Raw genomic sequence first — 26,254 nt, forward strand, 5'->3', positions numbered from 1 at the left:
CGGAGGGCTCTGCGCTCAGTCCTGAGGAGCGTCGTCAGGTTGAGTCGTCAGCGAGAGGACCAGCTCCGCGGTGCGCAGGAGCTCCTCCCTGTCCGTCGGGGAACTCAAGAGGGCTTCGGCGAAGGTCGCGACCGTCGGATGGCCGAAGAGCACGCGCAGCGGCACCGAGACCTGGAGAATCTCCTGAACCAGCGAGATGAAGCGCGTGGCCAGCAGGGAGTGTCCGCCGAGCGCGAAGAAGTCATCGTGGATGCCGAGCCGGGGGACGTTGAGGACCTCCGCCATCAGCTCGGCCACCACGTGCTCCACGGGCGAGCTGGGTTCGACATGGTCATCGGCCGCGGGGCCCGAGGTGTCAGGCGACGGCAGCGCCTTCCTGTCGACCTTGCCATTGGAAGAGAGGGGCAGGGCCGTGAGGCTGACGAACGCGGACGGCAGCATGTACTCCGGCAGCGAGCGCTGGAGGAAGTCGCGCAGCTCCGTGCCGGAGACGGGCGCCTCCGACGTGAAGTAGGCGACGAGGCGGCGATCTCCAGGGACGTCCTCGCGAACGACCACGACGCACTCCCGGAGGGCCGGGTGCTTGAAGAGGGCGGTCTCGATTTCGCCCAGCTCGATGCGGAAGCCCCGCAGCTTCACCTGGTGGTCACGTCGTCCGACGAACTCGAGTGCGCCGTCGGGCCGCCAGCGCGTCAGGTCACCTGTCCTGTAGAGGCGCGAGTCCGGAGCGAAGGGGTTGGGGATGAAGCGCGTGGCGGTCAGCTCGGGTTGATGGAGGTAGCCGCGCGCGAGCCCGTCACCGCCGACGAAGAGCTCCCCTGGGACGCCGATGGGGACAGGCTGTAGCGCCTCGTCGAGGATGAACGCCGTGGAGTTGGAGAGCGGCCCGCCGATGGGGACGGTGTTCGCCGGCATCGACGAGGAGGAGACGAGGTGCCAGGTGCTGAAGGTGGTGTTCTCGGTGGGCCCGTAGACGTGGAGGAGGCGCGTGGGAGGGGCCGCGAGCAGCACGGCGCGGACGGCTCCCGCGTCGGCGGTCTCTCCGCCGAAGAGCACGGTGGAGAGCGTGGCGAACGCGCTCGGGGCGTGGTTCGCGATCTGATTGAAGAGGGCGGTGGTGAGGAAGAGGGTGGAGATGGCCTCCTCACGAAGCCGCGTGGCCAGCAGCGAGGGCGACAGGGACACATCGCGAGGGATGCCGACGAGCCGAGCGCCGTTGAGGAGGGCGCCCCAGATTTCAAAGGTGGCGGCGTCGAAGGAGGCGTTGGAGACCTGAGCGACCCTGTCGGCAGGGGAGAGCTGGACGTAGTCGGAGTCGCGGACGAGGCGGACGACGCCGAGGTGGGGGACGGCGATGCCCTTGGGCTGGCCAGTGGAGCCGGAGGTGTAGATGGCGTAGGCGAGATTCGCCGGCGTCGCGGAGCTGTCTGGCGCGTGCGTGGGGTTGCGGGAGATCGCCGGGGCGTCGGAGTCCAGCTCAATCACGTGAACGCTGGCTGGAACTAGCAGGCTCTTGGAGAGGGCTTGCGACGTGACGAGCAGCGGCGATTGCGCGTCCCGGAGCATGAAGGCGAGCCGCTCCGGGGGATAGGAAGTGTCGAGCGGAAGGTAGGCGCCGCCGGCCTTGAGGCAGGCGAGCATGGAGACGATGAGAGAGGGCGCGCGCTCCAGGTAGAGGCCGACGAGCGTGTCGGGACGGACGCCGAGGGACTGAAGGTGCCACGCGAGTTGATTGGCCTGGGCCTCGAGCTGCGCGTACGTGAGGTTGTCGTCACCGAAGCGAAGCGCGAGCGCGTCAGGGGTGGCGCGAGCCTGCGCGGAGAACAGCTCGTGGATGCACTGCCGCCGGGGGAAGTCGGTGGACGTGCGATTCCAGTCCCCGAGGAGCTGCTGGCGCTCGGCGTCCGTGAGGAGGGGCAGCGCGGTGATGGCGGTGTCGGGATGCTGGACGGCAGCGGCGAGCAGCGTCTGGAAGTGGCCCAGGAGCCGCTCGATGGTGGTCGCGTCGAAGAGGTCCGTGTCGTACTCCAGCTCCCCGACGATTCCCGCGGAGGTCTCCTCCAGCGCCATCAGCATGTCGAACTTCGAGCCGCCCGTCTGGATCTCCTCGGGATGGACCTCGCAGTCGCGCAGCACCAGGGACATCGTGGAGACGCTCTGGAGGTTGAACATCACCTGGAACAGCGGCGTGTAGCGCTGGTCTCGCTGGGGCTGGAGTGCCTCGACGACCTGCTCGAAGGGAATGTCCGGATGGGCATAGGCATCGAGGGCCACTTCCCGTACGCGATGCAGCAGCTCCCGGAACGACGGCGCGCCGGACAGGTCCGTGCGCATGACCAGGGAGTTGATGAAGTAGCCGATGAGGCCTTCCAGCTCCGCGCGGCTCCGGCTGGCGATGGGAGTGCCGACGCTGATGTCATGCTGTCCGCTGTAGCGCGACAGCAGCGTCTGCCACGCCGCGAGCAGCGTCATGAACAGCGTGGTGCCCTCCTGCCGACTGAGTCGACGAAGCGACTCGACCAGCGAGGACTCCAGCGTGAACCAGCGCGTCGCCCCTTGGTGCCGCTGGGTGGGCGGACGCGGGCGGTCCGTGGGCAGCTCCAGGAGCGGCGGGGCTCCGGCCAACTGTTTCTTCCAGTAGTCGAGCTGGGTCCGCTGCACCGTGCCCTGGAGCCACTGGCGTTGCCAGTGCGCGAAGTCGGCGTACTGGAGGGGCAGTGGGGCGAGCTTCGGCGGAGTGCCCTGGCTGAAGGCTTCGTAGAGCGTGCCGAGCTCCTGGAAGAAGACGGTCAGTGACCAGCCGTCCGCGACGATGTGGTGCACCGTCAGCAACAGGAGGTGCTCGGCTTCGTTCAGGCGGATGAGGAGCGTGCGGAGGAGGGGTCCTTGCGCGAGGTCGAACGGGCGTGCTGCCTCGGCGTCGATCAGCTCCCGGGCGCGTGGCTCTCGTTCGGACTCCGCGAGGAGCGTCAGGTTGACGACGGCGACATCGAGGGCGGGAAGCTCTCCCGACACTCGCAGGGCCAGCCTTCCGCCGCGGTTCTCGAACGTCGTGCGCAGCGCCTCGTGCCGCCGGATGATCTCCTTGAGACTCTTCTCCAACAGGTGCGCCTGGAAGGGCCCCTTCAATCGAAGCACCGTGGGGACGTTGTAGAAAGACGCGCCTGGCTGGAGTTGGTCGACGAGCCAGAGTCGCTGCTGCGCGAAGGAGGCCTCCAGCTCCTGCTCCCGCGAGATGGGCAGCAGCGGCCCCGTCTCCGCGTCCTCCTTGGGCCCCTCGAGCACCTGCGCCAGTCCGCCCACGGTCGGGTTCTCGAAGATGGCGCGCAGTGGCACCTCCTTCCCGAGACGGGTGCGGATGCGAGAGACGAGCTGGGTGGCGAGGAGGGAGTGGCCGCCGAGGTCGAAGAAGTTGTCGAGGACGCCGACGCGAGGGAGGCCGAGGAGCTGAGCCCAGAGGTTGGAGAGGAGCTCTTCGAGAGGAGAGCGAGGAGGGAGGAAAGAGTCGGAGTGGGAGAGGGAGTCGTCTGGGGGAGGAAGGGCCTTCCTGTCGACCTTCCCGTTGGGGGAGAGGGGAAGGGAGGGGAGGCAGACGAAGACAGCGGGGAGCATGTAGTCGGGCAGGGAGCGCTTGAGGAAGTCACGCAGCTCGGAGCCGGAGGGAGGAGAGGAAGAGGAGAAGTAGGCGACGAGGCGGCGAGAGCCCGGAGAGTCTTCGCGAGCGAGGACGACGCAGTCGTTGAGGGCGGGGTGGCGAAGGAGAGCGGCTTCGACTTCACCCAACTCGATGCGGAAGCCGCGAAGCTTCACCTGGTTGTCCTGTCGGCCGAGGAACTCGATGGAGCCGTCAGGGAGGAAGCGCGCGACGTCGCCGGTTTTGTAGAGGCGGGAGTCGGGGGAGAAGGGGTTGGAGATGAAGCGGGAGGCAGTCAGCTCGGGCTGGTGGAGGTAGCCCCGAGCGAGGCCGTCGCCGCCGACGTAGAGCTGGCCCGGGACGCCGAGGGGGAGAGGCTGGAGCGAGTCGTCGAGGATGAAGCAGGAGGAGTTGGAGAGAGGCTTGCCGATGGGGACGGTGTGGAGAGGGGGAGGAGGAGAGGAGATGAGGTGCCAGGTGCTGAAGGTGGTGTTCTCGGTGGGCCCGTAGACGTGGAGGAGGCGAGAGGGAGGGCCGTGGAGGAGGACGGAGCGGACGACGTCGGGGTCGACGAGTTCTCCACCGAAGAGGACGGAGGAGAGGGTGGCGAAGGCGCTCGGGGAGTGGTGGGCGATTTGGTTGAAGAGGGCGGTGGTGAGGAAGAGGGTGGAGATGGCCTCTTCACGAAGCCGCGCGGCGAACAGCGATGGCGACAGGGAGACGTCGCGAGGGATGCCGACGAGCCGAGCGCCGTTGAGGAGGGCGCCCCAGATTTCAAAGGTGGCGGCGTCGAAGGAGGCGTTGGAGACCTGGGCGACGCTGTCCGCGGGAGAGAGCTGGACGTAGTCGGAGTCGCGGACGAGGCGGACGACGCCGAGGTGGGGGACGGCGATGCCCTTGGGCTGGCCGGTGGAGCCGGAGGTGTAGATGGCGTAGGCGAGATTCGCCGGCGTCGCGGCGCTGTCTGGCGCGTGCGTGGGGAGTTGGGAGATTGCGGAGGACTCGGCCTCCAGCTCCAGCAGGCGCACGTCGCTCGGAAGCGAGAGGCTCTGGGAGAGCGCGCGAGAGGTAATGAGGAGAGGAGCGCGAGAGTCCCGGAGCATGAGGGCGAGGCGCTCGGGAGGGTAGGAGGTGTCGAGAGGGAGGTAGGCGCCGCCGGCCTTGAGGCAGGCGAGCATGGAGACGATGAGAGAAGGAGAGCGCTCCAGGTAGAGGCCGACGAGCGTGTCTGGGACGACGCCGAGGGACTGGAGGTGCCAGGCGAGCTGATTGGCCTGGGCCTCGAGCTGCGCGTACGTGAGGCTGTCGTCACCGAAGCGAAGCGCGAGCGCGTCGGGAGTGGCACTGGCCTGTGCGGAGAACAGCTCGTGAATGCACTGCCGCCGAGGGAAGTCGGTGGAGGTGGCGTTCCAGTCGACGAGCAGTTGCCGACGCTCGGTATCCGAGAGCAAGGGGAGCGCGGTGATGGCGGTGTCGGGCTGCTGGACGGCGGCGGAGAGCAGCGTCTCGAAGTGGCCCAGCATGCGCTCGATGGTGGCCGCGTCGAAGAGGTCCGTGTCGTACTCCAGTGAGACGGCCAGCTCGTTCCCGGCCTGCTCGGCCGTGAGGATGAGGTCGAACTTGGCCGTGCCAGTCCCCAGCTCCTCGAAGGACATGCTCAGCCCGTCGAGCCGTGGAAGTTGAAGCGGCGCGTTCTGGAGCGCGAACATCACCTGGAAGAGGGGATGCTGGTCGATCCGGCGCTCGGGGCTCACCGTCTCGACGATCTGCTCGAAGGGAATGTCCTGGTGGGCATAGGCACCCAGGGCGACCTCTCGCACGCGGCCCAGCAGCTCTCGGAATGTCGGTGCGCCCGACAGGTCCGCGCGCATCACCAGCGAGTTGACGAAGAAGCCGATGAGCCCTTCGAGCTCCGCGCGGTTGCGATTGGCGATGGGCGTGCCGACGCTGATGTCTTCCTGCCCGCTGTAGCGCCGCAACAACGTCTGCCACGCGGCCAGCAGCGTCATGAACAGCGTGACGCCCTCCTTGCGACTCAGCGCTTGGAGCTGCGCGACGAGCGGTGCGGACAACCATGCCCGCTCGATGGCGGAGGGGTGCAGCCTCGCCGCCGCGCGAGGCCGGTCCGTGGGAAGCTCCAACGCTCCACGCGCCGACCCCAGCTGCTCCTTCCAGTACGCGAGGCCCTTCTCCAGCGGCGCACCCTGCAACCACTGCCGCTGCCACAGGGCGAAGTCCGCGTACTGAAGTGGAAGCGCCCCCAGGGGCGACTCATTCCCGTCCTTGAAGGACGCATACAGCGTCCCCAACTCCTGGAGCATGACGCCCATGGACCAGCCGTCGGAGACGATGTGGTGCAGGGTCAGCAGCAGGACGTGGCGGTCCTCGGTCAGGTGGATGATCGCCTGTCGCAGCAGCGGACCCCGCTCCAGGTCGAACGGCGTCCGCGCCTGGGCGTCGAGGGTCTCCTGGCGTCGCCGCTGCTGCTCGGCCTCGGGCAGATCACGCAGGTCCACGACCCACAGCGACAGCGGTTGGAACGCCTGGATGACCTGGACCGGCTCGCCCTGCACTTCGGTGAAGGTGGTCCGCAGGGACTCGTGCCGCTGCGCGAGCGCTTGCAGGCTCCGCTCCAGCGCCGACACGTCGACGCGTCCCTCCAGCCCGATGGCGAAGGGTGTGTTGTAGGAGACGCTCGACGGATGGAGCTGCTGCATGAACCACAGCCGCCGCTGCGAGAAGGACGCGGGCACCATCTCGCCGCGAGGAGCGGGCTTCACCGGAGGCGCGCTCACGCCCCGATGGCTCCTCAGCTCCGTGGAGACCTTCTCCGCGAGCCCCCGCAGGGTGGGCGTCTCGAACAGCGCATGCAGCGGCAGCTCCACGCCGAACGCCCTGCCCACGCGGGAGATGACCTGCGTGGCCATCAGCGAGTGTCCTCCCAGATCGAAGAAGCTGTCATGGATGCCAAAGGCGCCGCCGCCCAGCACCTCCGCCCAGATGCCCGCGAGCAGCTCCTCGACGGGCGTGCGGGGGGCCTCGGCGGTGTCCTGGCGCGCGAGGCTCGCTTGACTGGGCGCGGGGAGCGCCTTGCGGTCCACCTTGCCGTTGGGCGTGCGCGGCAGCACGTCCAGGCTCAGGATCGCCGAGGGCACCATGTACTCGGGGAGCCGCTGCCGCAGGTGCTCCTGGAGCAGCGGCACCAACTGACGCGTCAGCGCCGCCTGCAGGGGCTGGTTCGTGTACGCGCGCCAGGACTTCGGGGTGAAGGCGCGCCCGGACGCACGGGCGGGGGCCACCGCGCCATGCCGGAGCAGGCGCAGCTCGAACGCTCCGTCCTCCTCGCCGCCGGACCAGTGCAGGCTCACCGCATAGGGCAGCTCCTCCGCCAGCGCCCAGAGCTCCTCGGGGTTCACGCAGCTCGCCGCGGGCTGACCCCGCACCTCGGCGCGCAGCGCTCCTATCGTGGCCGGGGGCTCGTCGCGCGCGAGCACCTCCCGCACGCGGAGCACTTCCTCCAGGCGGGAGTTGGGGATGCGGTGCACCGTCACCTGGTCGGGCCGCTCGGCCTCCAGCATCCGCCGCAGCGTCTCCACCGTGAAGCCGTCGCGTTTCCAGTCCAGGACGCGTCCGCCGTCTGGCTCCACCGCCGCCGCGGGGTCGCCGACGTGCAGCACCACGTCGTAGCGGAAGCACGTCAGCTCGTTGTGGTGCTGGCCCCGCTTGGGCCAGAGGTCCACGCGGTGGATTCGTGGCAGGTGGGCCTGCAAGGCGAGGAAGAAGGCGGGGTCCACCACCAGCTCGTTGTCGTGGGACACCCGACGTCGCACATCGCGTGACAGCTGCTCGAGCGTCATCGAGTCCTGCGCCCGGAACAACTCCACCGACAGCGCGAAGGACTCCAGCAGCGGCAGGCTGCGCACGTCACCCACGAAGACGCGGCCCTGCTGGCCCACCGTGGCGACCGCGCCCTCCAGCACCTTCACCAGGTACTCCACCGTGGGGAAGTGTTGCAGCACGGAGTTGATGACGACGGTGTCGTGAGAGCCGGGCTCGATGCCCGTGAAGTCGTCCGCGCCCCGGTGCAGCAGCTCGACTTCACCCAGGCCAGGCTTCATCCGGTCCACGAAACGTTGCAGCCCGCGCAGCGCGCCCCGCGCGAAGTCCGCGCCGGTGAAGCGCTCGCAGTGCGGCGCGATTCGCACCAGCAACAAGCCCGTGCCGCAGCCGATCTCCAGCACCCGTCGGGGCTTCAGCTCCAGGATTCGCTGGACGGTGTGGTCCACGAACTCCTGCATCTCCTCGGCGGTGATGGGCTCACCCGTGTAGCTGCTGTTCCAGCTCGCGGTGTTGAACTCGGCGTCTTCCTCGTCGGCGGCGCGGTTGTACGCGTCGTCATAGAGCGTCTGCCACTGGGAGATCTGCTCGGCGTTGAGCACCTCCTCGTCGACGGCCTCACCCCAGGACTCGCCCGGAGGCGCGGGCACCACGTAGGCCACCAGCCTCGTCTGGCCCGGCGCATCCTCGCGCGCCACCGCCACGGCCTCGCGCACCGCGGGGTGCTCGGACAGGCGTGCCTCGACTTCTCCCAGCTCGATGCGGAAGCCGCGCACCTTCACCTGGTGGTCCACCCGTCCCAGGAAGCGCAGCGTCCCGTCCGGCAGGTGGCTGGCCAGGTCTCCGGTGCGGTACAGCCGCGCTCCGGGCCGGCCACCGAAGGGGTCCGAAACGAAGCGCTCGGCCGTCAGCTCCGCGCGGCCCAGATAGCCCAGGGCCAGGCCGTCACCGCCGATGTACAGCTCCCCGGGTACCCCTACGGGCACCGGCCGTTGATGCGCATCCAGCAAGTAGACCTGCGTGTTGGCGATGGGCCGACCGATGGGGATGCCGATGTGCGCGTTCGGCGCGGGGCCGCCCGGAGGCAGCGCGAAGAGGGTGGAGGTGACTGTGGCCTCGGTGGGGCCATAGGCGTTGATCCACCCGAGCCGGTCTCCCGTGAGCGCCCGCCAGGACGCGAGCTGCTCCGGCGAGGCCCGCTCGCCGCCCACGATGACCAGCCGCACGTCGGGCGGCGGGAGCACCTGCCGTAGCGTGGCGTCCGTCACCCACTCGTGCCAGTAGGCCGTGGGCACGTTCAGCACCGTGAGGCGCTCGTGCTCCACCAGCCGCAGGAACTCCGCCACGGAGGGCAGTCGCTCGAACGGCAGGAGGACCAGAGTGGCCCCGCTGGCCAGCGTGGGGAAGATCTCCTCCAGCGAGATGTCGAAGCTGATGGAGCTGCACTGCAGGACGCGGTCCTCCGGCGTGAGCCGATACGCGCCCCGCACCGAGGTGACGTGGTTGACCAGTCCCCGGTGCGGCAGCAGCACGCCCTTGGGCTTGCCCGTCGAGCCCGAGGTGTAGATGACGTACGCCGGATGGTCCGACGTCACGCGCGAGTCCAGCGGCGCCGAGGGCTCCGCGTCCAGCCGCTCCCGGTCCAGCACGAGCACCTGGAGGGTGTCCTGGACGGGCAGCCGCTCCAGCAGCCGCTCCTGGGTCAACAGCGCGCGCGCATCCGAGTCCCGGAGCATGTAGCGCAGCCGCTCCCGCGGGTAGCCCGGGTCCAGCGGAAGGAAGGCACCGCCCGTCTTGAGGACTCCGAGCAGTCCGACGATCAGCTCCAGCGAGCGCTCCATGCAGATGCCCGCGAGCCGTCCCGGGCCCATCCCCCGGCGCGCCAGCGCGTGGGCCACCTGGTTGGAGCGCTGCTCCAGCGCCCCGTACGTCAGGTGCTCCGCTCCGAGCGTGATGGCCACCGCCTCGGGCCGCACGCGGGCCTGCTCGGTGATGAGGTCCTGGATGCAGCGCTCGCGCGGGTACTCCGCCGCCGTCGCGTTCCAGGCACGCAGCGTCACCTCCAGCTCCTCCGGCGACAGCAACGTCAGCTCGGAGATGCGCGCGTCCGGCGTCGCCACCACCTGCCGCAACACGTTCACGAAGTGCCGCTGGAGCCGCTCGACGGTGGCGGGCTCGAACAGGTCCGTGTTGAAGGTGAAGGCCAGCTCCAGCCCCGGCTCCGTCACCGTCACGGCCAGCGACAGGTCATACCGGGCGAAGCGCGACTCCAGGGGCCGCTGGTGCAGCCGGAGTCCCGGCAGCATCCTCACGGGAGGCGGCGAGGACTCCAGCTCGAAGGTGACCTGGAAGAACGGGGTGAACACCAGGCTGCGCTCCACCTGGAGCGCTTCGACCAGATGCTCGAAGGGCACGGCCGCGTGGCGCAGGGCCCACTGGTGGGTCTCATGCGTCCGCGCGAGCAACGCACTGAACGGCGAGTCCCCGCGCGGCGTTCCGCGCAGCACGAGCATGTTTCCGAACCAGCCCAGGGCGCCGCCCGCGTCCGCGTCTCGCAAGCTGGCCGGCGTCCCGATGCACAGCTCGTCCTGGCCGGTGTGGTGATGCAGCACGGCCTGGAACGCGGCGAGCAGCGTGTCCGACAGCGTCACCTTTGTGTCACGGGCGAGTGACTCCAGCGCGTGTGACAGCTCGCCGGGCACCACCGCCTTCAGCGTGGCGCCGTTGTACGTCTGCACCGCCGTGCGCGCGTGGTCCGTGGGCAGGAGCAGCACCTGGGGGGCGCCGTCGAGCACCTCGCGCCAGGCCTCCACCTGCTCCCGGGCCTCCCCGGAGCTCAGCCAGTGCTGCTGCCGCTCCGTCAGGTCGGCGTACTGGGGGACGGCGGGGAGCGGCGCGTCCTCCCGCGCGCTCAGCAACGCCGCCAGCTCATCCACCAGCACCGGCACCGAGCCCGGGTCGCAGACCATCTGGTGCAGGCCGAGCACCAGCAGGTGCTCCTGCTCGGCCCACTTCACCAGGGTCGCGCGCAGCAGCGGACCCTGCTCCAGGTCGAAGGGGTACAGCGCCTCCGCGTTCACCAGCTCCGCTGCGCGCGCCTCTCGCTCGCCCGCGGACAGACCCGACAGGTCGACCTGATTGAAGGCGGGGGGCAACTCGGCCTGGACGGATTGTATGGGTTTACCTCCGCGTGCCGTGAAGCGGGTGCGGAGCACCTCATGTCGCCAGGTCAGGACCGACAGGTGTCGTTTGAGCTCATTTGTTTCGACGAGACCGTGAAGTTCTACCTGGACGACTTGATTATGGAAGGGATTGCGCCGCTCCAGTTGATCCAGAAACCAGAAACGCTTCTGTCCAGGCGAGACAAAGACGGCGTGAGACCGACCCGCGATGGGTCGGTGCTGATGGCTGGCGTAAGCCAAGCGAACTCCCTGGTGGATTGAGTCGAAGACGGAGCTGTGACAACGCCGTCCGTAGGGACCCGAGTCGGTGTTTGTCCAACTCAGTCTCGGTGATTCTTGCTAATCTTTTTTAAATCTTTTAAGTGGTATAGCTAGGAAGTCAAGTGGGGTCCGTGGCGCCTCTCCCGAGCCTGGGTGCCAATGGGTCCTCCGTATCGGCGGAGCCGCAAGGCTCTGGCACGAGTAGGAGCTGGTGGTGGATTCGCGGATTCTGTCGGACGTGGTGCAGCGGCCCCTGGCCGGTGCTCCGGCCTGTCTCCTGGTGATGAGTCCGGAGCGGGAGGGCACGGATTTGGTGGAGTGGGGACGGGCGCACGCCGAGGCGCTGAGGCACCTCTTGCGAGAGCGGCCCGCCATGCTCTTCCGGGGCTTTCGGGTGGACGGCGTAGAGGCCTTCGAGCGCTTCGCGGAGGCCATCCAGCCGACCCTGGCCGAGTACCAGGAGCGCTCCACGCCGCGCACGGAGGTGAGTGGCAAGGTCTACACCTCCACCGAGTACCCCGCCAACGAGACCATTCCGCAACACAATGAAATGTCCTACGCGTCCGCGTGGCCCATGAAGCTGTTCTTTCATTGTGTGCAGCCGTCCGCGGAGGGCGGTGCGACACCCATCGCCGACAGTCGCGAGGTCTACACGCTGCTGTCACCCGCGTTGCGGGAGCGGTTCGCCCGGCAGCGGGTGATGTATGTGAGGAACTACGGCACAGGGGTGGACCTGCCCTGGCAGAAGGTCTTCCAGACAGAGGACCGGGGCCAGGTGGATGAATACTGTCGGCGGGTGGGAATCGAGGTCGAGTGGCTGGGGGGCCAGCGGATGCGCACGCGTTCGGTGAGGCCCGCGGTCCTTTGCCACCCGGAGACGCAAGAGGCCGTCTGGTTCAACCAGGCGCATCTCTTCCACGTGTCCAACCTGGGGGCGCGGGTGAGCGCGGCGATGCGGCTGGTCTTCAAGGAGCAGGACCTGCCACGCAACAGCCTGTATGGGGATGGCACGCCCATCTCCGACGCGGAGCTGGACGAGGTGCGAGAGGCGTACCGGAAGACGACGTTCGCGTTTGCCTGGCAGGCGGGTGACGTGATGATGCTGGACAACATGCTCGTGACCCATGGTCGGACGCCCTTCGTGGGAGCGCGTCGGGTCGTCGTGGCGATGGGCGAGATGCGCACCGAGCGCTGAGCGGCAGGAGGCTTCCATCTTCGCGGTCCTGAGACATCGTGACTTCGCGCTCATCTGGTCGGGCCAGCTCGTCTCCGGACTCGGGGACTGGCTGCGCAACATGGCGCTGCTGTACTGGGTGTTCTCCGTCACCGGGGGCGAGTCGCCGGTGGCCACGGCGGCCATCACCGTGGCCACCACCGCCCCCGCGCTGTTGCTGGGCCTGACGGCGGGCACCCTGGCGGACCGCTGGGAGCGGCGAAGCGTCCTGGTCTTCTGTGATGCCGCGCGCTGCGTGCTGAGCCTGCTGCAGCTGGTGGCGGTGGCGAAGCAGAGCCTGCCCTTGGCGTACGTGGTGGCGTTCTGCTCGAGCGCGGTGGAGCAGCTCTATGACCCGGCCCGCGTGGCGCTGATTCGCACGACGGTGCCGCGCGAGGACCTGATGGCGGCCAGCTCGCTGCGCCAGGCCACGTCGAGCGCCATCATGATTCTGGGCATGGCGCTGGGCACCGGCATCTTCTTCATGCTGGGGCCGTGGGTGAGCTTCGCGCTCGACTCGGCGTCGTTCCTGGTCGCCATGTGCATCAACCTGGCGATTCGTGCCCGCTGCGTGAGCACGCCGGGGAAGGCGGTGGCCTCGGTGTGGCGCGAGGCCCGCGAGGGGCTGGCCTACGTGCGAGGCAGCGTCTTCGTGCGCAGCCTGCTGGGGCTGGGGGCGATGGCCATGGCGGCCTCCGGGCTCATCGAGGTGGTGCAGATCTACCTGGTCACCCGGGAGCTGGGGCTGCCGGAGGACCGGCTGGCCTGGCTGGGGATGACGCTGGGCGTGGCGATGTTCGCGGGCTTCGCCGTCGCCGGCATCCTGCATCGCCGGCTGCGGCTGGAGTGGCTGCCGGGCCTGGGGCTGGGCATCTGCGGCGCGGGCGTGCTGACGATGGCCGTGGCGCCCTCGCTCGCGGTCGCCATGGGCGGCATGGTGCTGATTGGCCTGGGCAACGTGCTGCTCAACGTGGGGCTGGGGCCGCTCATGCAGACCCATGTCGAGCTGGGGCTGCTGGGGCGGGTGATGGGCGTCTTCCGCTCCGTGAGCACGGCCAGCTTGTTGCTGGGCGCGAGCAGCGCGGGCTACCTGATTGCCCACGTGGACACCCGGCACGTCACCGGCCTCGCCGGGGGAATCCTGCTGGTGGCGGCGCTGGTGACGGGGAGTCGGCTGTCCCGCGCGGTGGTCGCGTTGCGCGCCGGGGCGGTCGCCGAGGCACCCGTGCCCGCGCCGGCCGCCGTCGGCGCGAAGTGAGCGGATGCGTGGTTCGCGCCTTCACCATGAGAGCCCTCCTTTCAACAGTGCGCGGTGTCGGTGCGCGAGCCGCCAGGGGCCTGTGGGTGCTTGGGTGGGTGGCCCTCACGGCGCGGGCGCAGGAGGGAGCACCGCTCGACTCGCGCCACCTCCAGGCCCAGCAGGTGGAGAAGGGACCGGTGCTGGACGGGGTGCTCGACGACGAGGTCTGGAAGCGCGCCGTCTTCACCAGTGACTTCCTCCAGAAGGAGCCGGAGCAGGGCCTGCCCGCCTCGCTGAAGACGGAGGTGGCCTTCGTCTACGACGCGGACGCCCTCTATGTGGGCGCGCGCATGTCCAGCATGAGCCTGGACGACATCGAGACGGTGATGACCCGGCGGGATGAGAGCGGCTCCGCCGAGCGCCTCATCATCTCCTTGGACACCTATCGGGACCGGCGCACCGCCTACAGCTTCGCCGTCACAGCCGCCGGCGTGCGCGTGGACTGGTACCACCCGGATGACCACGAGTACGTGAGGGACTTGTCCTTCAACCCCGTGTGGGAGGCGCGCACCACGCAGACCTCCGACGGCTGGGTCGCCGAGCTGCGCATCCCCTTCTCGCAACTGCGCTTCGATGCCGCCAACGAGCAGGTGTGGGGGCTGAACATCAACCGCGTCATCCCTCGCCGCAACGAGGAGGACTTCTGGGTGGTGGTGCCGCGCGACATCACCGGCTGGTCCTCCCGTTTCGGAGAGCTCTCCGGGCTGCGCGGCGTGGCACCCTCGCATCGCATCGAGCTGCTGCCCTACGTGGCGGGAGACCTGCGCGCCGACGCGGGGGAGAACCCGCGCGCCGGGACGCCGTTCGAGAACCGGCGCCCGTACTCGGCCCGCGTGGGCCTGGATGGGAAGGTGGGCCTCGGGCCCAATCTCAACCTGGACGTCACCGTGAACCCGGACTTCGGGCAGATCGACGCGGACCCGGCCCAGGTGAACCTGACGGACTTCGAGGCCATCTTCGACGAGCGACGGCCCTTCTTCACCGAGGGGCGGCAGCTCTTCAACAACAACAACACGAACAACGCGGGGCCCGCGTACTTCTACTCACGGCGCATCGGCGCGGCGCCCCGGCTCGGCGCGAGCGCGGCGTACGTCGAGCCGCTCAAGGCCAGCACCATCTGGGGCGCGGCGAAGCTCACCGGGCGGCTGTCCTCGGGGCTGTCGTTGGGCGTCCTCGGCGCCGTCACGGGAGATGGCTACGCGGACACCTACGATTACGACACCCGCGAGCAGGCGCGGGTGAAGCTGGACTCGCGCACGGGCTACAGCGTGCTGCGCGCGCAGCAGGAGTTGAGCAAGGGCTCGACGGTGGGTGCCACCCTCACCACCCTCCACCGCGACATCGGTGAAGGGGAGGGCCGCACGCGGGAGCTGACCCGCGAGGCGTACACGGGCGGCGCGGACTTCCGGCTGCGACTGCTCGGGGGCGAGTACATCGTCTCCGGCTTCGCGGGTGGCAGCCTGGTGCGAGGCGAGCCGGAGGCCCTCCTCCGCCTGCAGCGCTCCAGCGCCCGCTACTTCCAGCGTCCGGACCAGACCTATGTCCACCTGGATCCGGAGGCCCGCTCGATGTCCGGCTATGCGGTGGGTGCGAAGGTGCTTCGCCAGAGTGGCGAGCACTGGCTGTGGAACGGCAGCGTGGGTGTGGAGTCCCCTGGCTTCGAGCTGAACGATTTGGGCCGGCTCAGCACCACGGACGACCTGGACGTCAACCTGGGGCTGACGTACCGCGAGACGAACCCGGGCTCGCTGCTGCGAGCCTACAGCCTGAGCCTGCTGGGCTACGGCAACTGGAACCACGGCGGCGTGCGCACGGTGAATCAATTCGTGCTCTCCAGCGAGGTGACCTTCCTCAACTTCTGGGAGGCCAGCCTGTCGCTCACGTACCTGCCGCGAGCCTTCTCGGACGCGCTGACGCGCGGTGGGCCGCTGATGCAGACGCCCCAGGGCTGGGAGGCGAACCTCCTCTTGAACAACAACGTCTCCAGCACCCAGCTCTGGAGCCTGGACGCGCTGGGGTGGACGTACGAGGACGGCAGTCGTGGCGTCACGGTGACGGGCGCCGTCACGGTGCAGCCCCTGCGCAACCTGCGGCTGTCGCTAGAGCCCGTGGGCTCGCTCTACACGGAGGCCCGCCAATACATGGCCACGCTGGAGGACGGGCGGGAGGAGACGTATGGGCGGCGCTATGTCTTCGGCACCGTGCGGCGCCGCGAGCTGGCCTTGCGGCTGCGCGCCAACCTCTTCCTCACGCCGGACCTGAGCCTGGAGGCCTACGCGGAGCCCTTCGCGTCCAGTGGCGTCTACAGCGCGCCGGGCGAGCTGGCCCGGGCGAGGGGGCGCCTCCTGCGCGGCTATGGCGAGGATGGCACCACGCTCGTGCGAGGCGACGACGGCGGCTGGGACGTGACGGACGGCGCGCGTTCGTTCTACCTGGACAACCAGAACTTCAACGTGCGCTCGTTCCGCAGCAACGTGGTGCTGCGCTGGGAGTGGCACCCGGGCAGCACGCTCTTCGCGGTGTGGCAGCAGGACCGCTCCGCCAGCGCGCTGCTGGGAAATGCGCTGGCACCGCGGGCCCTTGGCGATGCGCTGCTCAGCTCGGGGGGCCACACCTTCGCGCTCAAGCTGACGTGGTGGTTCCCCGCGGGCTGAGCGCCTTCACGCCGTCCGGGGCCGGGCAGGGTCAGTCGTCGTCATCATCGTCGCCACCACCACCGCCGAAGATGCCTTCGGCCGCGGCGGGCGTCGGCGCGTCGAAGGTGCAGGTCAGCTCGTCGCCATTCGAATAGCGGTAGACGAAGCGCCCCGCGGCGCGCTCGTCGTCCACCACGTCGATTGTCACGGAGCCCCCCGCCGGAATCCCGGACACTTCGTGGAAGCCTGTCCCGTAACCCGACGAGGTGCTCACGGTGCCATCCCAGTCGAGCACCAGCGAGTTCTCCGCCAGTTCAAGTCCGCTCTCCGTGCTGATGAGCGCCACCGTCCGCGAGCTGCTGATCGATCCGCCGGTCAGGCCGATCTCCGCGCCAAAGCCCGTCAGGCCCGCCTGTCCGCGCGGGAGGTAGGTCAAGTACACCGTGTTGGCCGAGTAGTCGTCCGACACCCAGGAGTTCTCACCATCAATGGGCCAGTTCACGGACTCGCCCAGGTGATTGCCCCGACATTCCCCCGTGGCGTCCCTTCCACCGCATGCGGTGAGGAGCAGGGCGGTGGTCATCCATGACAGCGCGGCAAGACGACTCGGATAGTTCATGCCCGCCATTCTGGGGCATCCGAGTTCTGATTTCCTCAAGGGTCCAAACGGACAACCCTGCTGGGGGCACCTGACGCGTTGCATCTCCAGTTCCGTCGCGAGCCACCAGAACGCCACGCTTTGTCTCGAGACGGATGATCGGGATGTTCTCTCTCATTGAATCACCACGCCCACGTGGGGGGAGACGATCAGCCCCTTCAAGAGTGCCCGAGCAGCACCGGGAGGACCTGCTCCGCGGGCCCGAAGACCTCGTCGTCGAAGTCGGGATGGCGAGGTTCCATGGGTGTGAGGTTGACGAGGATCGTCCAGGCCCCCGCGTACTTCGCGCCCCTGACGAAGTTGGCCGCTGGCGCCACCGTCCCCGAGGTTCCAATGGCGAGGAAGAGGTCACAGTCGCGCAGTGCCTTCTTGGCCGTCCACTCGGCATCCACGGGGAGGGGTTCCCCGAAGAGGGTGACATCGGGACGAAGGGCATGACCGCACACGGAACACGCCGGGGCCTCATCAGGCTGTGACGCGTCAACGAAGGGACTCTGCGTGCACGTGGGCTGGGAACAGCAGGTGCGCAGCAACGAGCCGTGCAGCTCGACGACCTCCTGGCTTCCCGCGCGGGTGTGGAGCCCATCCACGTTCTGCGTCAGGAGGGTGAAGGTCTGGTCCTTCGATAACCGGCGCGCCCAGTCCGCGAGCGCGAGGTGCGCCGCGTTCGGCTGGGCGCTCGCCACGAGTCCGCGCAGCGAGCCGAAGAGCTTCCAGACGCGCGAAGGCTCTCTTGCGAACAGCTCCGCGTCGGGGACCTCTTCCATTCCGGGACGCGTCCACAGGCCACCAGGCCCCCGGTACGTGGGCAGTCCCGAGGCCACGGAGATGCCCGCGCCGGTGAGCACCACGATGTGGCGCCAGGAGCCCGCCAGGAGCCGCTCGCGAAGTCGCTGCAACGTGGTCTCATCGGTGCGCATGTCGATCCAGTCTACCGGCTGCTGGCGAAGAGGTGTTTCGCCATGAAGTCCACGAAGACCCGCAGCTTGGGGGACAGATAGCGGCTGGAGGGCCACAGCATCCGGAACGTGCCCTGGTGCTGGGTGTGCTGCTCAAGCACCGCCACGAGAGAGCCGTCCGCGAGCTGGCGGCGGATGGCGAAGTCCGGGAGGCAGGTGATGCCAAGTCCCTGCTCGGCCATGAAGATGAGTGGCTCGATGGTGTTCACGACCGCCGTCGTCGGCAGCTCCAGTTCCTTGCGCCCGCGCTTCAGCGGCCAGCGCTCCAACTTGCCGTTGGTCGCGAAGCGGTGGTGGAGGCACGCGTGGGACTGGAGGTCCTCGGGCTTTCGCGGCGTTCCCCTCCGCGCCAGATAGTCCGGCGAGCCGACGAGCGTGAGCCGGAAGCTGCCCAGCACGCGCGCCATCAGCCGGGAGTCGCTCACCTCGCCCGCGCGCACCACACCGTCGAAGCCCTCATCAATCACGTCCACGAGCCGATCCGAGAAGTCGAGGTCCAGCTCGATATCGGGATACGCACGCATGAAGGCGCTCAGCGTCGGCATCATCAACATGCCGACGATGGGCATGCTGACCCGCAGCCTGCCTCGCGGCGCGCCCTGGGTCTGCGCCAGCTCCAGCTCCGCGGCCTCGATTTCACAGAAGATGCGGCGGCAGCGCTCCAGGAAGAGCGAGCCCTCCGGCGTCAGGGTGATGGTGCGGGTGGAGCGATGGAAGAGGCGCACGCCCAGCCGCTCCTCCAGTCGGGCGACGGCCTTTCCAATCGCCGAAGACGACACCCCCAGCTGCCGTCCCGCCTGCGTGAAGCTGCGCGCGTCAGCGGCCTGCACGAAGGCGTTGAGCGACCCCAGACTGTCCATGCACCATACCTCGATTGCGGACAATTTTGTCCGATGTGCTCGGAACTGTAGCGCGATGGTCGCGCGTAGATCCCGAATCTATTGTCTCCGTCATCGACGTTGACGGGCGTCGCCGCGCCCCGAGGGCGTGGGCAGCCCCGTCCTTCCACTTCACTGACTGGCGGCATCCATGACTTCGACGACTCCGACCGGCGCTCAGGTGGCGCCCGCCCTCCGTTCCGATGACGAAACACCCGAGAAGTCCGAGCGGTTGCCCATCGCCGGGCTGCTCGCCCTGGCCATGGCGGCCTTCATCACCGTGCTCACGGAGGCGCTGCCCGCGGGCCTGTTGCCGAGGATGAGCGCGGACCTGGCGGTGTCGGAGGCGCTGGTTGGCCAGCTCGTCACGCTCTACGCCCTGGGCACTTTGCTGACGGCGATTCCGCTGACGACCGCGACGCAGGGCTTGCGACGGCGACCCGTGTTGCTCTTCGCCATCCTGGGCTTCGCCGTCGTCAACACCGTGACGGCGGTGTCGACGAACTTCGTGCTGACGCTCGGCGCCCGGTTCTTCGCCGGCATGTTCGCGGGACTGCTGTGGGCCCTCGTCGCGGGCTACGCGGCTCGGATGGTGCCGGAGCACCAGCAGGGCAGGGCGATGGCGGTCGCCATGGTGGGGATTCCGCTGGCGCTCTCGCTCGGAATCCCGGCGGGGACCTTCCTGGGCGCCGCTGTCGGCTGGCGCGTCACCTTCGGCATCATGAGCGTCCTGTCCCTCCTTCTGGCGGGCTGGGCCTTCGCCCGGCTCCCGGACTTCCCAGGCCAGCGCGGGGAGCGTCACATGTCGATCCAGAAGGTCTTCATGCTTCCGGGCATCCGGTCCGTGTTGTTCACCACGCTCGCCTTCGTGCTCGCGCACAACGTCCTCTATACCTATATCGCCCCGTTCCTCGCTCCGGCGGGCCTGGCGAAGGACATCGACGTCGTCTTGCTTGTCTTTGGTGTGTTCGCGCTCGTCGCCATCTGGGTCATCGGTGTGTTGATTGACCGGTGGCTGCGCGAGTTGGTGCTCGCCAGCACGGCGCTGCTCCTGGGGGTGTCCTTCGCGCTCGGCCTCTGGGGGAGCACTCCCGCCGTGGTCTACGTGGGGGTGGCGATCTGGGGGCTGGCCTATGGAGGGGTCGCCACGCTCTTCCAGACCGCCTCCGCGAAGGCGGCGGGCGAGGCCGCGGACGTGGCCCAGTCGATGATCGTCACCGCCTGGAACATCGCCATCGCGGGCGGTGGCATCGCCGGAGGCGTGCTCCTCGAGACGCTGGGCGCCACCGCGTTCCCCTGGCTGCTGGTCATCCTGCTGGTGCCGACGCTGCTCGTCGTCTGGTCGGCGAAGCGCCACGGCTTTCCTCCCGCACCACGGCGCTGAGCCGCGACAGCCCGAGCGGCTATGCTCCATGCCCGTGCGAGCCCGTTCCCGGGCGCGCGCTGTTCGGCCGAGGGTGGACCATGCAGCAGCGGAGTGCCGTGTCGTGGCTGGGCCTGGTGGGTGTCGCGCTCCTGGGGCTTCCAGGACGCGCGGTGGCGCAACACCCCCTCTATACGCTTCCCTGGGAGAACAAGTCCCAGGTGCTGGAGTACCGCTCATGTGGCTGCGCGGATTCGTGCTGGGTCGCGGAGCTGCGCGCGAAGAAGGGACGCAAGCTGCTCGCGAAGCTCCGCTGTGACTGCGAGAAGCTCTGGGTCATCCCGAGCCCGGACGCGAAGGAGACCGAGTACCGCGCGACTTGCGAGGGCTTCGACACGGAGCAGAAGCTCGACCTCATCGCGGAGGAGCTGCGGCGGGTGGTGAAGGCTCGCAAGCCCGCGCCCTGACCTCACGTCACCGGCAGGGCCTCCAGGCTCATGGGCGCATGTCCCGCGAGCCGCTCCACGTCGGTCGTCACCTCCGCCAGCTCCCCCGCGGCGATGGCTGTGTACGTGCTCACCCACGCGTCCACCTGCCACGGCTCGGCGCCGTAGCGGGCGCGCGAGCGATAGGCCTCGTCGATGCTCTCCGCGTAGTAGCGGATGGGGCGCCCCAGCTTGCGACTGAGCACGGCGGCGACCTCTTCGAGCGTCAGTGATTGGGGGCCGGTCAGCGAGTACGTGCGGCCCCGGTGCTCGCGAGCGTTCATCAGCACGGCGGTGGCGACGTCGGCGATGTCATCCTGGGCCACCGCGGCGACACGTCCATTGCCAGCGGGACCTCGAATCACCCCGTCCGCTCCCGCCAGCATGGGAAGGAAGTCCAGGTAGAGGTTGTCGCGCAACATCACCGAGGAGAAGCGCTGTTCACGCAGGCGCTGCTCGGTGGCCCAGTGGTCCCTGGCGAACGTGAAGGTCGCGTTCGGAGCCGCGCCGTAGAACGACGTGTAGACGAGCGTCTCCACGCCCACCGCCGCCGCCGTCTCGATGAACGCGAAGTGCTCTTCCAGCCGCGTCGGAGCCTCCTTCGCGGACACGAAGAGCACCGTCCGCGTGCCCTCCAGCGCGCGGGCGAGTGCGTCCCGGTCCTGGTACGTCGCGACACGGACCTCGGCCCCAGGGAGGGAAGGGGCCCGTTTCGCGTCGCGGACGATGAGCCGCTGGGCGACTCCCTGGTCCGCGAGCCGTCGGGCGATACGTCCCCCGAGTCGGCCCGTGCAGCCGGTGACGGCAATCGGTGTGTCCGCCATGACGTCTCCTTCCGTGGGATGTGACGCGCGGGCCTCAGCCAGGCCGCGTCATCCGGATGATGGGCTTGAGCGTGTCACCCTTCTCCGAGTCCATGGCCGCCTGGTTGATCTGCTCCAGCGGATAGAACTTCACCAGCTTGTCGAACGGGAACTTCCCCTGGGCGTACAGGTCGATGAGCTGGGGGATGAAGACATCCGGCACGCTGTCGCCCTCCACGATTCCGCGCACGCTCCTGCCGGGAATCATGAAGTCATTCACGTCGAAGCTCGCCTCGGTGCCGACGGGCGGCGCGCCGACGACGCCGCACGTCCCCAGGATGTCGAGCGAGTCGATGGCCTGCCGCAGCACCTTCGGGTGCCCCGTGGACTCCAGGGTGAAGTCCACGCCCTTGCCTCCGGTGACGCGCTTGACGAACTCCACCGCGTCCTCGTTCTGTCCATTCACCGCGTGCGTGGCCCCCAGCTCCAGCGCCAGTTGCAGGCGGTTGGGCCTGGTGTCCACGGCGATGATGGTGGTGGCCCCCACCAGCCGCGCGGCCATGACGGCGCTCAGCCCCACCGCACCGGAGCCGAAGGCCGCGAACGTGCGCCCGGCCGTCATGCGCAGGGAGTTGATCACCGCGCCCGCACCCGTGGAGATGCCGCACCCCAGGGGCCCGAGCAGCTCCAGCGGGACGTCCTTGCGCACCTTCACGATGTTGCGCTCGGTCGCGATGGCGAGGGTGCTGAAAGAGGACTGGCCGAAGAAGTGGTCATGGAGGGGCTTGCCCTCCTTCTGAATCGAGGTGGACCCGTCCATCCGCCCACCCCCCATGTTCCGGGCGAAGAACTCCCGGCAGTACGCCGGACGCCCCGACTGGCACAGGTCGCACTTCCCACAGAAGGTGAAGGCCATGACGACGTGGTCGCCCGGCACGACCTTGGTCACCCGGCTGCCCACGCGCTCGACGACGCCCGCGCCCTCATGTCCGAGGACGATGGGCAACGGCAGGGGGTAGTGCTGGTCACGGACAACCATGTCCGTGTGACACATGCCCGTGGCGACCATCCGGACGAGCACTTCGTCCGCCTCGGGGGCCTCGATGGTGACGTCCTCGAGCTGGAAGGGGCCGCCCTTCTTCCACACGACGGCCGCCCTGGCCTGGGCTTGCTCACTCATTGGCTCTCTCCCCTCGATGCCGGTCCTGGCTAGGGTACGGATGCCCCGGCAGGGAGAGGAGTCTTGCCCGCCGCTTTCGGCGGGGAAGCAGGGAGGCTCGGCCCACGCCCGTTGGCTGGCGAGACCGGGCCTCCCTCGCTTCGAGCGGTGACTACCCGCCGCGCACGCTGATGCGATACGCGGTGCTGCTGGTGCACTTGCCGACCTGCTGGACCACCGTGAGGATGTCCGTGGCCACCAGGTCGCGGCTCAGCAGGATGACGTTGCCGCTGCCATCGCCGATCTCCTTGTTGCTGGCGTCATAGACTCGGATGCGCGCGCCGGGGATGGCCTGCGACACGATGACGAAGTGGGTGCCCGCGAGCGGCTGGAGGATGCGCGGCGCCTGCAGCTCCTTGCAGCTTCCCGCCGGAGGCGTCTGGTTCGGCGGTCCCGCCTGACACAGCTTCTGCTGCGCGACCAGGACCTCGCCGGAGTTCAGGGCCCGGCCCAGGGGCGTGGCGAAGTCGTAGTTCGGGAACCAGGAGATGGGCGTGGAGAAGCCGCCCGCGGAGCCCACACCCTGCACGTCGATGCTCGTGCGGGCGCCGTTCGTCAGCGAGCCCAGGCTCACCAGCTGCTGTCCCGCGAAGGTCTGCGGCGGGTCGAACGAGGGCGCGGGGATGCTCGCGGGCGCCTTCACGGCCTTCTGGGGCGCGGACTCCGGGCTCTTGTCGCCGCACAGGCTGATGGCCGCCTTGTACTCGTCGCCCACGACGAAGGGCGTCTTGCCCGGACGGATGGCCGTCCAGTCCGTGCTGGTCGACGACGACACCGCCGAGCCGCCGTTCACCGTGACGGTGAGCTTCGCGCCCGGGACGTGGCGCACGGAGATGACCTCCGCGCACTCGTAGATGAGCGCCGGGTCGATGACGGGTGCGGGCAGTCCCGCGGGGTAGTCGACCTTGTGGTCGCGGACCTTGATCTCCGGTGAAGGGCCGGAGACCGCCGCGCCGCTCTCCTGCCGAGCGGTGACCTTGTCGCCCGCGACCAGCGCCGGCACGTTGAACACCTCGTGGTCGGGGTTCCTGGCGATGAGCGAGCCCACGTCGGTGCCGTTGATGGTCAGCGTCACCTTCGCGTCGAGCACCGCGCCGCGCACCGCGACCTGCGTCGCGCAGCCATACAACGGGTCGATGACCACGGGCGGCGAGAGGTAGCCCGTGTCATCCGGGATGTTGCCGGGCACCGTGGTCCCCGTCGGCTTCGGCGCCTTGCAGGCCTTGCGCAGCGCATCCACGTGCGCGTTGAACTGCGAGCGGTTCGCGCCGTAAGGCGGCATCGTCCCGGGCAGCGGAGCGCTCACGGCCGTCTCGAGGACGACACCGCAGTAGCCGGGCAGCTCCTTGGAGAGCGCGGGGAAGCGGCGACCGGAGCCGCCCGCGCGGTGGCAGGTGTCGCAGCGGCCCTCGGAGGACACCGCCTCCAGCAGATACGAGGGGCCCGGGTTCTGCGGCCAGTTCGGATGGACGATGGGCTCGTACCAGCCCGTCCCGAACAGGTCCAAGCCGATGAAGGGCGGCTTCTCGGGGTGGACGACGAAGGGATTCTCGCCCGCGTGGCAATCCGAGCAGGTGCCCTGGCCGTTGGCTTCGAGGGCATAGCCTCCGACGAAGTCCTTGATGTCCACCTGCACGTCTCGGATGAAGGTCTTGCTCGCGGGGTTGTCCCAGAAGCACGCCTTGTTGCTGAGCGTGCCGAGGCAGATGATGCCGAGCAGATCGATGGACTTGTCGTCACGCAGGTAGCGGGGCAGCGCGAGGCAGACGCCCGGCGGCTTGTCGCTGGTGTAGTGCATCAGCTCCGCCTTCTCGGAGGTGCTGATGAACTCGTCTTCGATGACGCCTCGGTTGACCCAGCCCGCGGAGAACATGGGCGGAGGAATGGGGACTCCCGCGGCGGCACACTCGCGGATGTAGGCGGCTCCGCTGTTCTCCGTGATGGAGAAGGTGGTGATGCCCTGGGCCTCCAGCTTCCGTGCGATGTCGGAGCCCACGCCCTTCGTCTCGTGCTGCTCGTCTCGCCCCACCTTCGAGGTGCTCAGGCGTTTGAGGTAGTGCGTGCGCAGGGCCCCGTTGAGGGCGCGGATGCGAGTGAAGTCCTCGGAGTGCAGGGTGTCGTTCAGCCAGTCGATGTACAGCGCGTTGGCGAGGACCTGGTCCTCCACCTGACTGGTGATGACCTTGCGCGGGCCGTCGAGGTCGAGGCCACCTTTCTCCAGGGCCTGACGCCGCAAGGTCTCCAGGAATTCTTGCTGGGTGCGCCGCACCAGTCCGAGGTCGGCGGTGAGGACCTTTCCACCCTCGCCGATGAAGGCACCGTGGCCGTAGGTGACGACGCGCTCCTCGGTAGAGGGCTCCGGGCTCACGGGAGGCTCAGCGCTCTGGCAGCCGAAGAGGCTCACCGCCATGGCGACGGAGAGGACAAGGGTCAACCGCGGATTTCTACGCATGGGTCGTCCAGGGGAAGGAGGTGCGACAACGACAGACGGCACTCCCGAGCGGCGGAGCTGGCTGCGAATTCCGAGGCCTGCCCTGGCTGAACGGCACTGCCCCCTTTTCTTCCCTCACCGCGTTTCGTCGCGGCGACCTGGTCGCTGGTCAGCCCACCGTCCAGTCGTGCGGGAAGCCCGGAGCCCTGGTGGGGACTTGTGACCCTGCTCCCTGGCGCACAGCGTGTCCTCCAGAGGAGGTGTGCCCATGGCTCAGCGTGGCTCGCGGCGGATTCGTTATGCGGTGGTGGGAGCGGGGAATCTGGCGCAGGTGGCCATCCTCCCGGCGTTCCAGAACGCGGGAGAGAATTCCGAGCTGGTGGCCATCTTCTCGTCGGACCGAACGAAGCGTGAGGCACTGCGCAAGCAGTACGGTGTTGAACACTGCGCGGGCTACGAGGACTTCGAGCAGGTCTGCCGGGATGCGGAGGTCGACGCCGTCTACATCGTGTTGCCCAACACGCTGCACCGCGAGTTCACCGAGCGCTCCGCTCGGGCGGGGTTGCATGTGTTGTGCGAGAAGCCGATGGCGACGACGGTGGAGGACTGCGAGGCGATGATTCGCGTCGCGGACGAGCATGACGTCCGGTTGATGGTCGCCTACCGGCTCCACTTCGAGGAGGCGAACCTGCGAGCCATCGAGCTGTTGCGCTCGGGCAAGCTGGGCGAGCCTCGGATGTTCTCCGCGGTGATGACGCAGCAGGTGCGCTCGGGAGACACGCGCACGCGCGCCGACGTGGGGGGCGGGGCCTTGCTCGACGAGGGGCCGTATCCCATCAACGCCGCGCGCTACCTCTTCGGGGCCGAACCCACGGAGGTGGTGTGCTTCACGCAGGAGGACCCTGACGCGCGCTTCAAGGGCGTTGACGGCACGGCGTTCGCGTTGCTGCGCTTCTCCGAGGGGCGGATGGGCCAGTTCGGCATCAGCCACGCCGCGTCCGCGGTCTCCAGCTACCGGGTCATCTGCTCGAAGGGCGACCTGCGCGCGGACCCGGGGTTCGGGTACGACTCCGAGCGCAAGCACTTCATCACCGTCGATGGGAAGACGGAGGAGCGGACCTTCGCGAAGCAGGACCAGTTCGCGCCGGAGTTGCTCTACTTCTCACGGTGCATCCTGGAGAACCGCGAGCCCGAGCCGTCGGGCTGGGAGGGGCTGGCGGACCTCCGGGTGATTGTCGCGCTCCAGGAGTCCGCGCGCACGGGGCAGGCCGTGAAGCTGGAGCCCTTCGAGCGGCGCCAGCGGCCGTCCATCGACCAGCTCAGCGTCCGCCCGGCCATCGAGCCGCCGGAGCCGGTGAACGCGCCGTCGCCCACGGTGGAGTGAGCTGAAGCGTG

General features: G+C 68.7%; 14 protein-coding genes. 7 read left to right on the forward strand and 7 right to left on the reverse strand.

The genetic code is table 11. The annotated features are described in order from the left end of the window. Window positions 1-15 precede the first annotated feature (15 nt). On the reverse strand, window positions 16-10,806 hold the full coding sequence (locus ACN469_RS26310) for an amino acid adenylation domain-containing protein (RefSeq protein WP_498772025.1): 10,791 nt from the start codon (window positions 10,804-10,806) through the stop codon (window positions 16-18). Between ACN469_RS26310 and ACN469_RS26315 the strand changes: the two genes are divergently transcribed. The 4 genes from ACN469_RS26315 to ACN469_RS26330 all read left to right on the forward strand — a co-directional run bounded on the left by ACN469_RS26315 (window position 10,747) and on the right by ACN469_RS26330 (window position 16,081). Then, window positions 10,747-10,914, forward strand: coding sequence for a hypothetical protein (locus ACN469_RS26315; RefSeq protein ID WP_498772027.1), 168 nt, complete (start codon window positions 10,747-10,749; stop codon window positions 10,912-10,914). The genes ACN469_RS26310 and ACN469_RS26315 overlap by 60 nt on opposite strands. 214 nt (window positions 10,915-11,128) lie before the next feature. Beyond that, the gene (locus ACN469_RS26320) at window positions 11,129-12,109 is read left to right on the forward strand and encodes a TauD/TfdA family dioxygenase (RefSeq protein WP_498771967.1); all 981 of its coding nucleotides are present in this window, start codon (window positions 11,129-11,131) and stop codon (window positions 12,107-12,109) included. Continuing rightward, window positions 12,039-13,385 carry an MFS transporter gene (locus ACN469_RS26325; RefSeq protein ID WP_498771969.1) on the forward strand — a complete coding sequence of 449 codons (1,347 nt, stop codon included), beginning with the start codon at window positions 12,039-12,041 and terminating at the stop codon, window positions 13,383-13,385. The genes ACN469_RS26320 and ACN469_RS26325 overlap by 71 nt, the downstream gene beginning before the upstream one ends. 86 nt (window positions 13,386-13,471) lie before the next feature. Next, the gene (locus tag ACN469_RS26330) at window positions 13,472-16,081 is read left to right on the forward strand and encodes a DUF5916 domain-containing protein (RefSeq protein ID WP_498771971.1); all 2,610 of its coding nucleotides are present in this window, start codon (window positions 13,472-13,474) and stop codon (window positions 16,079-16,081) included. A 31-nt stretch (window positions 16,082-16,112) separates the two neighbouring features. Here ACN469_RS26330 and ACN469_RS26335 read toward each other — a convergent pair whose 3' ends face one another. From ACN469_RS26335 to ACN469_RS26345, 3 genes are all read right to left on the reverse strand, one after another. Beyond that, window positions 16,113-16,682: a hypothetical protein gene (locus ACN469_RS26335; RefSeq protein ID WP_498771973.1), complete on the reverse strand. Its 570-nt coding sequence runs from the start codon at window positions 16,680-16,682 to the stop codon at window positions 16,113-16,115. A gap of 197 nt (window positions 16,683-16,879) precedes the next feature. Next, window positions 16,880-17,641 (reverse strand): SIR2 family NAD-dependent protein deacylase, encoded by a 762-nt coding sequence (locus ACN469_RS26340; protein ID WP_498771975.1) that lies wholly within the window; start codon window positions 17,639-17,641, stop codon window positions 16,880-16,882. A gap of 11 nt (window positions 17,642-17,652) precedes the next feature. Then, window positions 17,653-18,540 (reverse strand): LysR family transcriptional regulator, encoded by an 888-nt coding sequence (locus ACN469_RS26345; RefSeq protein ID WP_498771977.1) that lies wholly within the window; start codon window positions 18,538-18,540, stop codon window positions 17,653-17,655. A 169-nt stretch (window positions 18,541-18,709) separates the two neighbouring features. Here ACN469_RS26345 and ACN469_RS26350 point away from each other — a divergent pair, with 169 nt between their 5' ends. Both ACN469_RS26350 and ACN469_RS26355 read left to right on the forward strand, forming a co-directional pair. Next, the gene (locus ACN469_RS26350; RefSeq protein ID WP_498771979.1) at window positions 18,710-19,942 is read left to right on the forward strand and encodes an MFS transporter; all 1,233 of its coding nucleotides are present in this window, start codon (window positions 18,710-18,712) and stop codon (window positions 19,940-19,942) included. A gap of 80 nt (window positions 19,943-20,022) precedes the next feature. Beyond that, complete coding sequence (locus tag ACN469_RS26355) at window positions 20,023-20,388, forward strand: hypothetical protein (protein WP_498771981.1); 366 nt, start codon at window positions 20,023-20,025, stop codon at window positions 20,386-20,388. Window positions 20,389-20,390: 2 nt separating this feature from the next. On the opposite strand, the gene ACN469_RS26360 is transcribed toward ACN469_RS26355, so the two are convergent. The 3 genes from ACN469_RS26360 to ACN469_RS26370 form a co-directional block, all read right to left on the reverse strand. Next, on the reverse strand, window positions 20,391-21,230 hold the full coding sequence (locus ACN469_RS26360) for an SDR family oxidoreductase (protein ID WP_498771983.1): 840 nt from the start codon (window positions 21,228-21,230) through the stop codon (window positions 20,391-20,393). Window positions 21,231-21,264: 34 nt separating this feature from the next. Continuing rightward, entirely contained in the window at window positions 21,265-22,389 is a 1,125-nt protein-coding gene (locus ACN469_RS26365; RefSeq protein ID WP_498771985.1) for an NAD(P)-dependent alcohol dehydrogenase, read from the reverse strand. A 151-nt stretch (window positions 22,390-22,540) separates the two neighbouring features. After that, on the reverse strand, window positions 22,541-24,880 hold the full coding sequence (locus tag ACN469_RS26370; protein WP_498771987.1) for a hypothetical protein: 2,340 nt from the start codon (window positions 24,878-24,880) through the stop codon (window positions 22,541-22,543). A 247-nt stretch (window positions 24,881-25,127) separates the two neighbouring features. Between ACN469_RS26370 and ACN469_RS26375 the strand changes: the two genes are divergently transcribed. After that, window positions 25,128-26,243, forward strand: coding sequence for a Gfo/Idh/MocA family protein (locus ACN469_RS26375; RefSeq protein ID WP_498771988.1), 1,116 nt, complete (start codon window positions 25,128-25,130; stop codon window positions 26,241-26,243). Window positions 26,244-26,254: the final 11 nt, after the last annotated feature.

It is taken from the genome of Corallococcus terminator (genome assembly GCF_049194865.1).
In the GTDB taxonomy this organism is placed as follows: Bacteria; Myxococcota; Myxococcia; order Myxococcales; family Myxococcaceae; genus Myxococcus; species Myxococcus terminator_A.

Coding starts and splice junctions, on each gene's coding strand:
- ACN469_RS26370 (WP_498771987.1), bottom strand. CDS start 24,880: ATGCGTAGAAATCCGCGGTTGACCCTTGTCCTCTCCGTCGCCATGGCG.
- ACN469_RS26335 (WP_498771973.1), bottom strand. CDS start 16,682: ATGAACTATCCGAGTCGTCTTGCCGCGCTGTCATGGATGACCACCGCC.
- ACN469_RS26355 (WP_498771981.1), top strand. CDS start 20,023: ATGCAGCAGCGGAGTGCCGTGTCGTGGCTGGGCCTGGTGGGTGTCGCG.
- ACN469_RS26360 (WP_498771983.1), bottom strand. CDS start 21,230: ATGGCGGACACACCGATTGCCGTCACCGGCTGCACGGGCCGACTCGGG.
- ACN469_RS26350 (WP_498771979.1), top strand. CDS start 18,710: ATGACTTCGACGACTCCGACCGGCGCTCAGGTGGCGCCCGCCCTCCGT.
- ACN469_RS26345 (WP_498771977.1), bottom strand. CDS start 18,540: ATGGACAGTCTGGGGTCGCTCAACGCCTTCGTGCAGGCCGCTGACGCG.
- ACN469_RS26375 (WP_498771988.1), top strand. CDS start 25,128: ATGGCTCAGCGTGGCTCGCGGCGGATTCGTTATGCGGTGGTGGGAGCG.
- ACN469_RS26325 (WP_498771969.1), top strand. CDS start 12,039: ATGGTCGGACGCCCTTCGTGGGAGCGCGTCGGGTCGTCGTGGCGATGG.
- ACN469_RS26365 (WP_498771985.1), bottom strand. CDS start 22,389: ATGAGTGAGCAAGCCCAGGCCAGGGCGGCCGTCGTGTGGAAGAAGGGC.
- ACN469_RS26340 (WP_498771975.1), bottom strand. CDS start 17,641: ATGCGCACCGATGAGACCACGTTGCAGCGACTTCGCGAGCGGCTCCTG.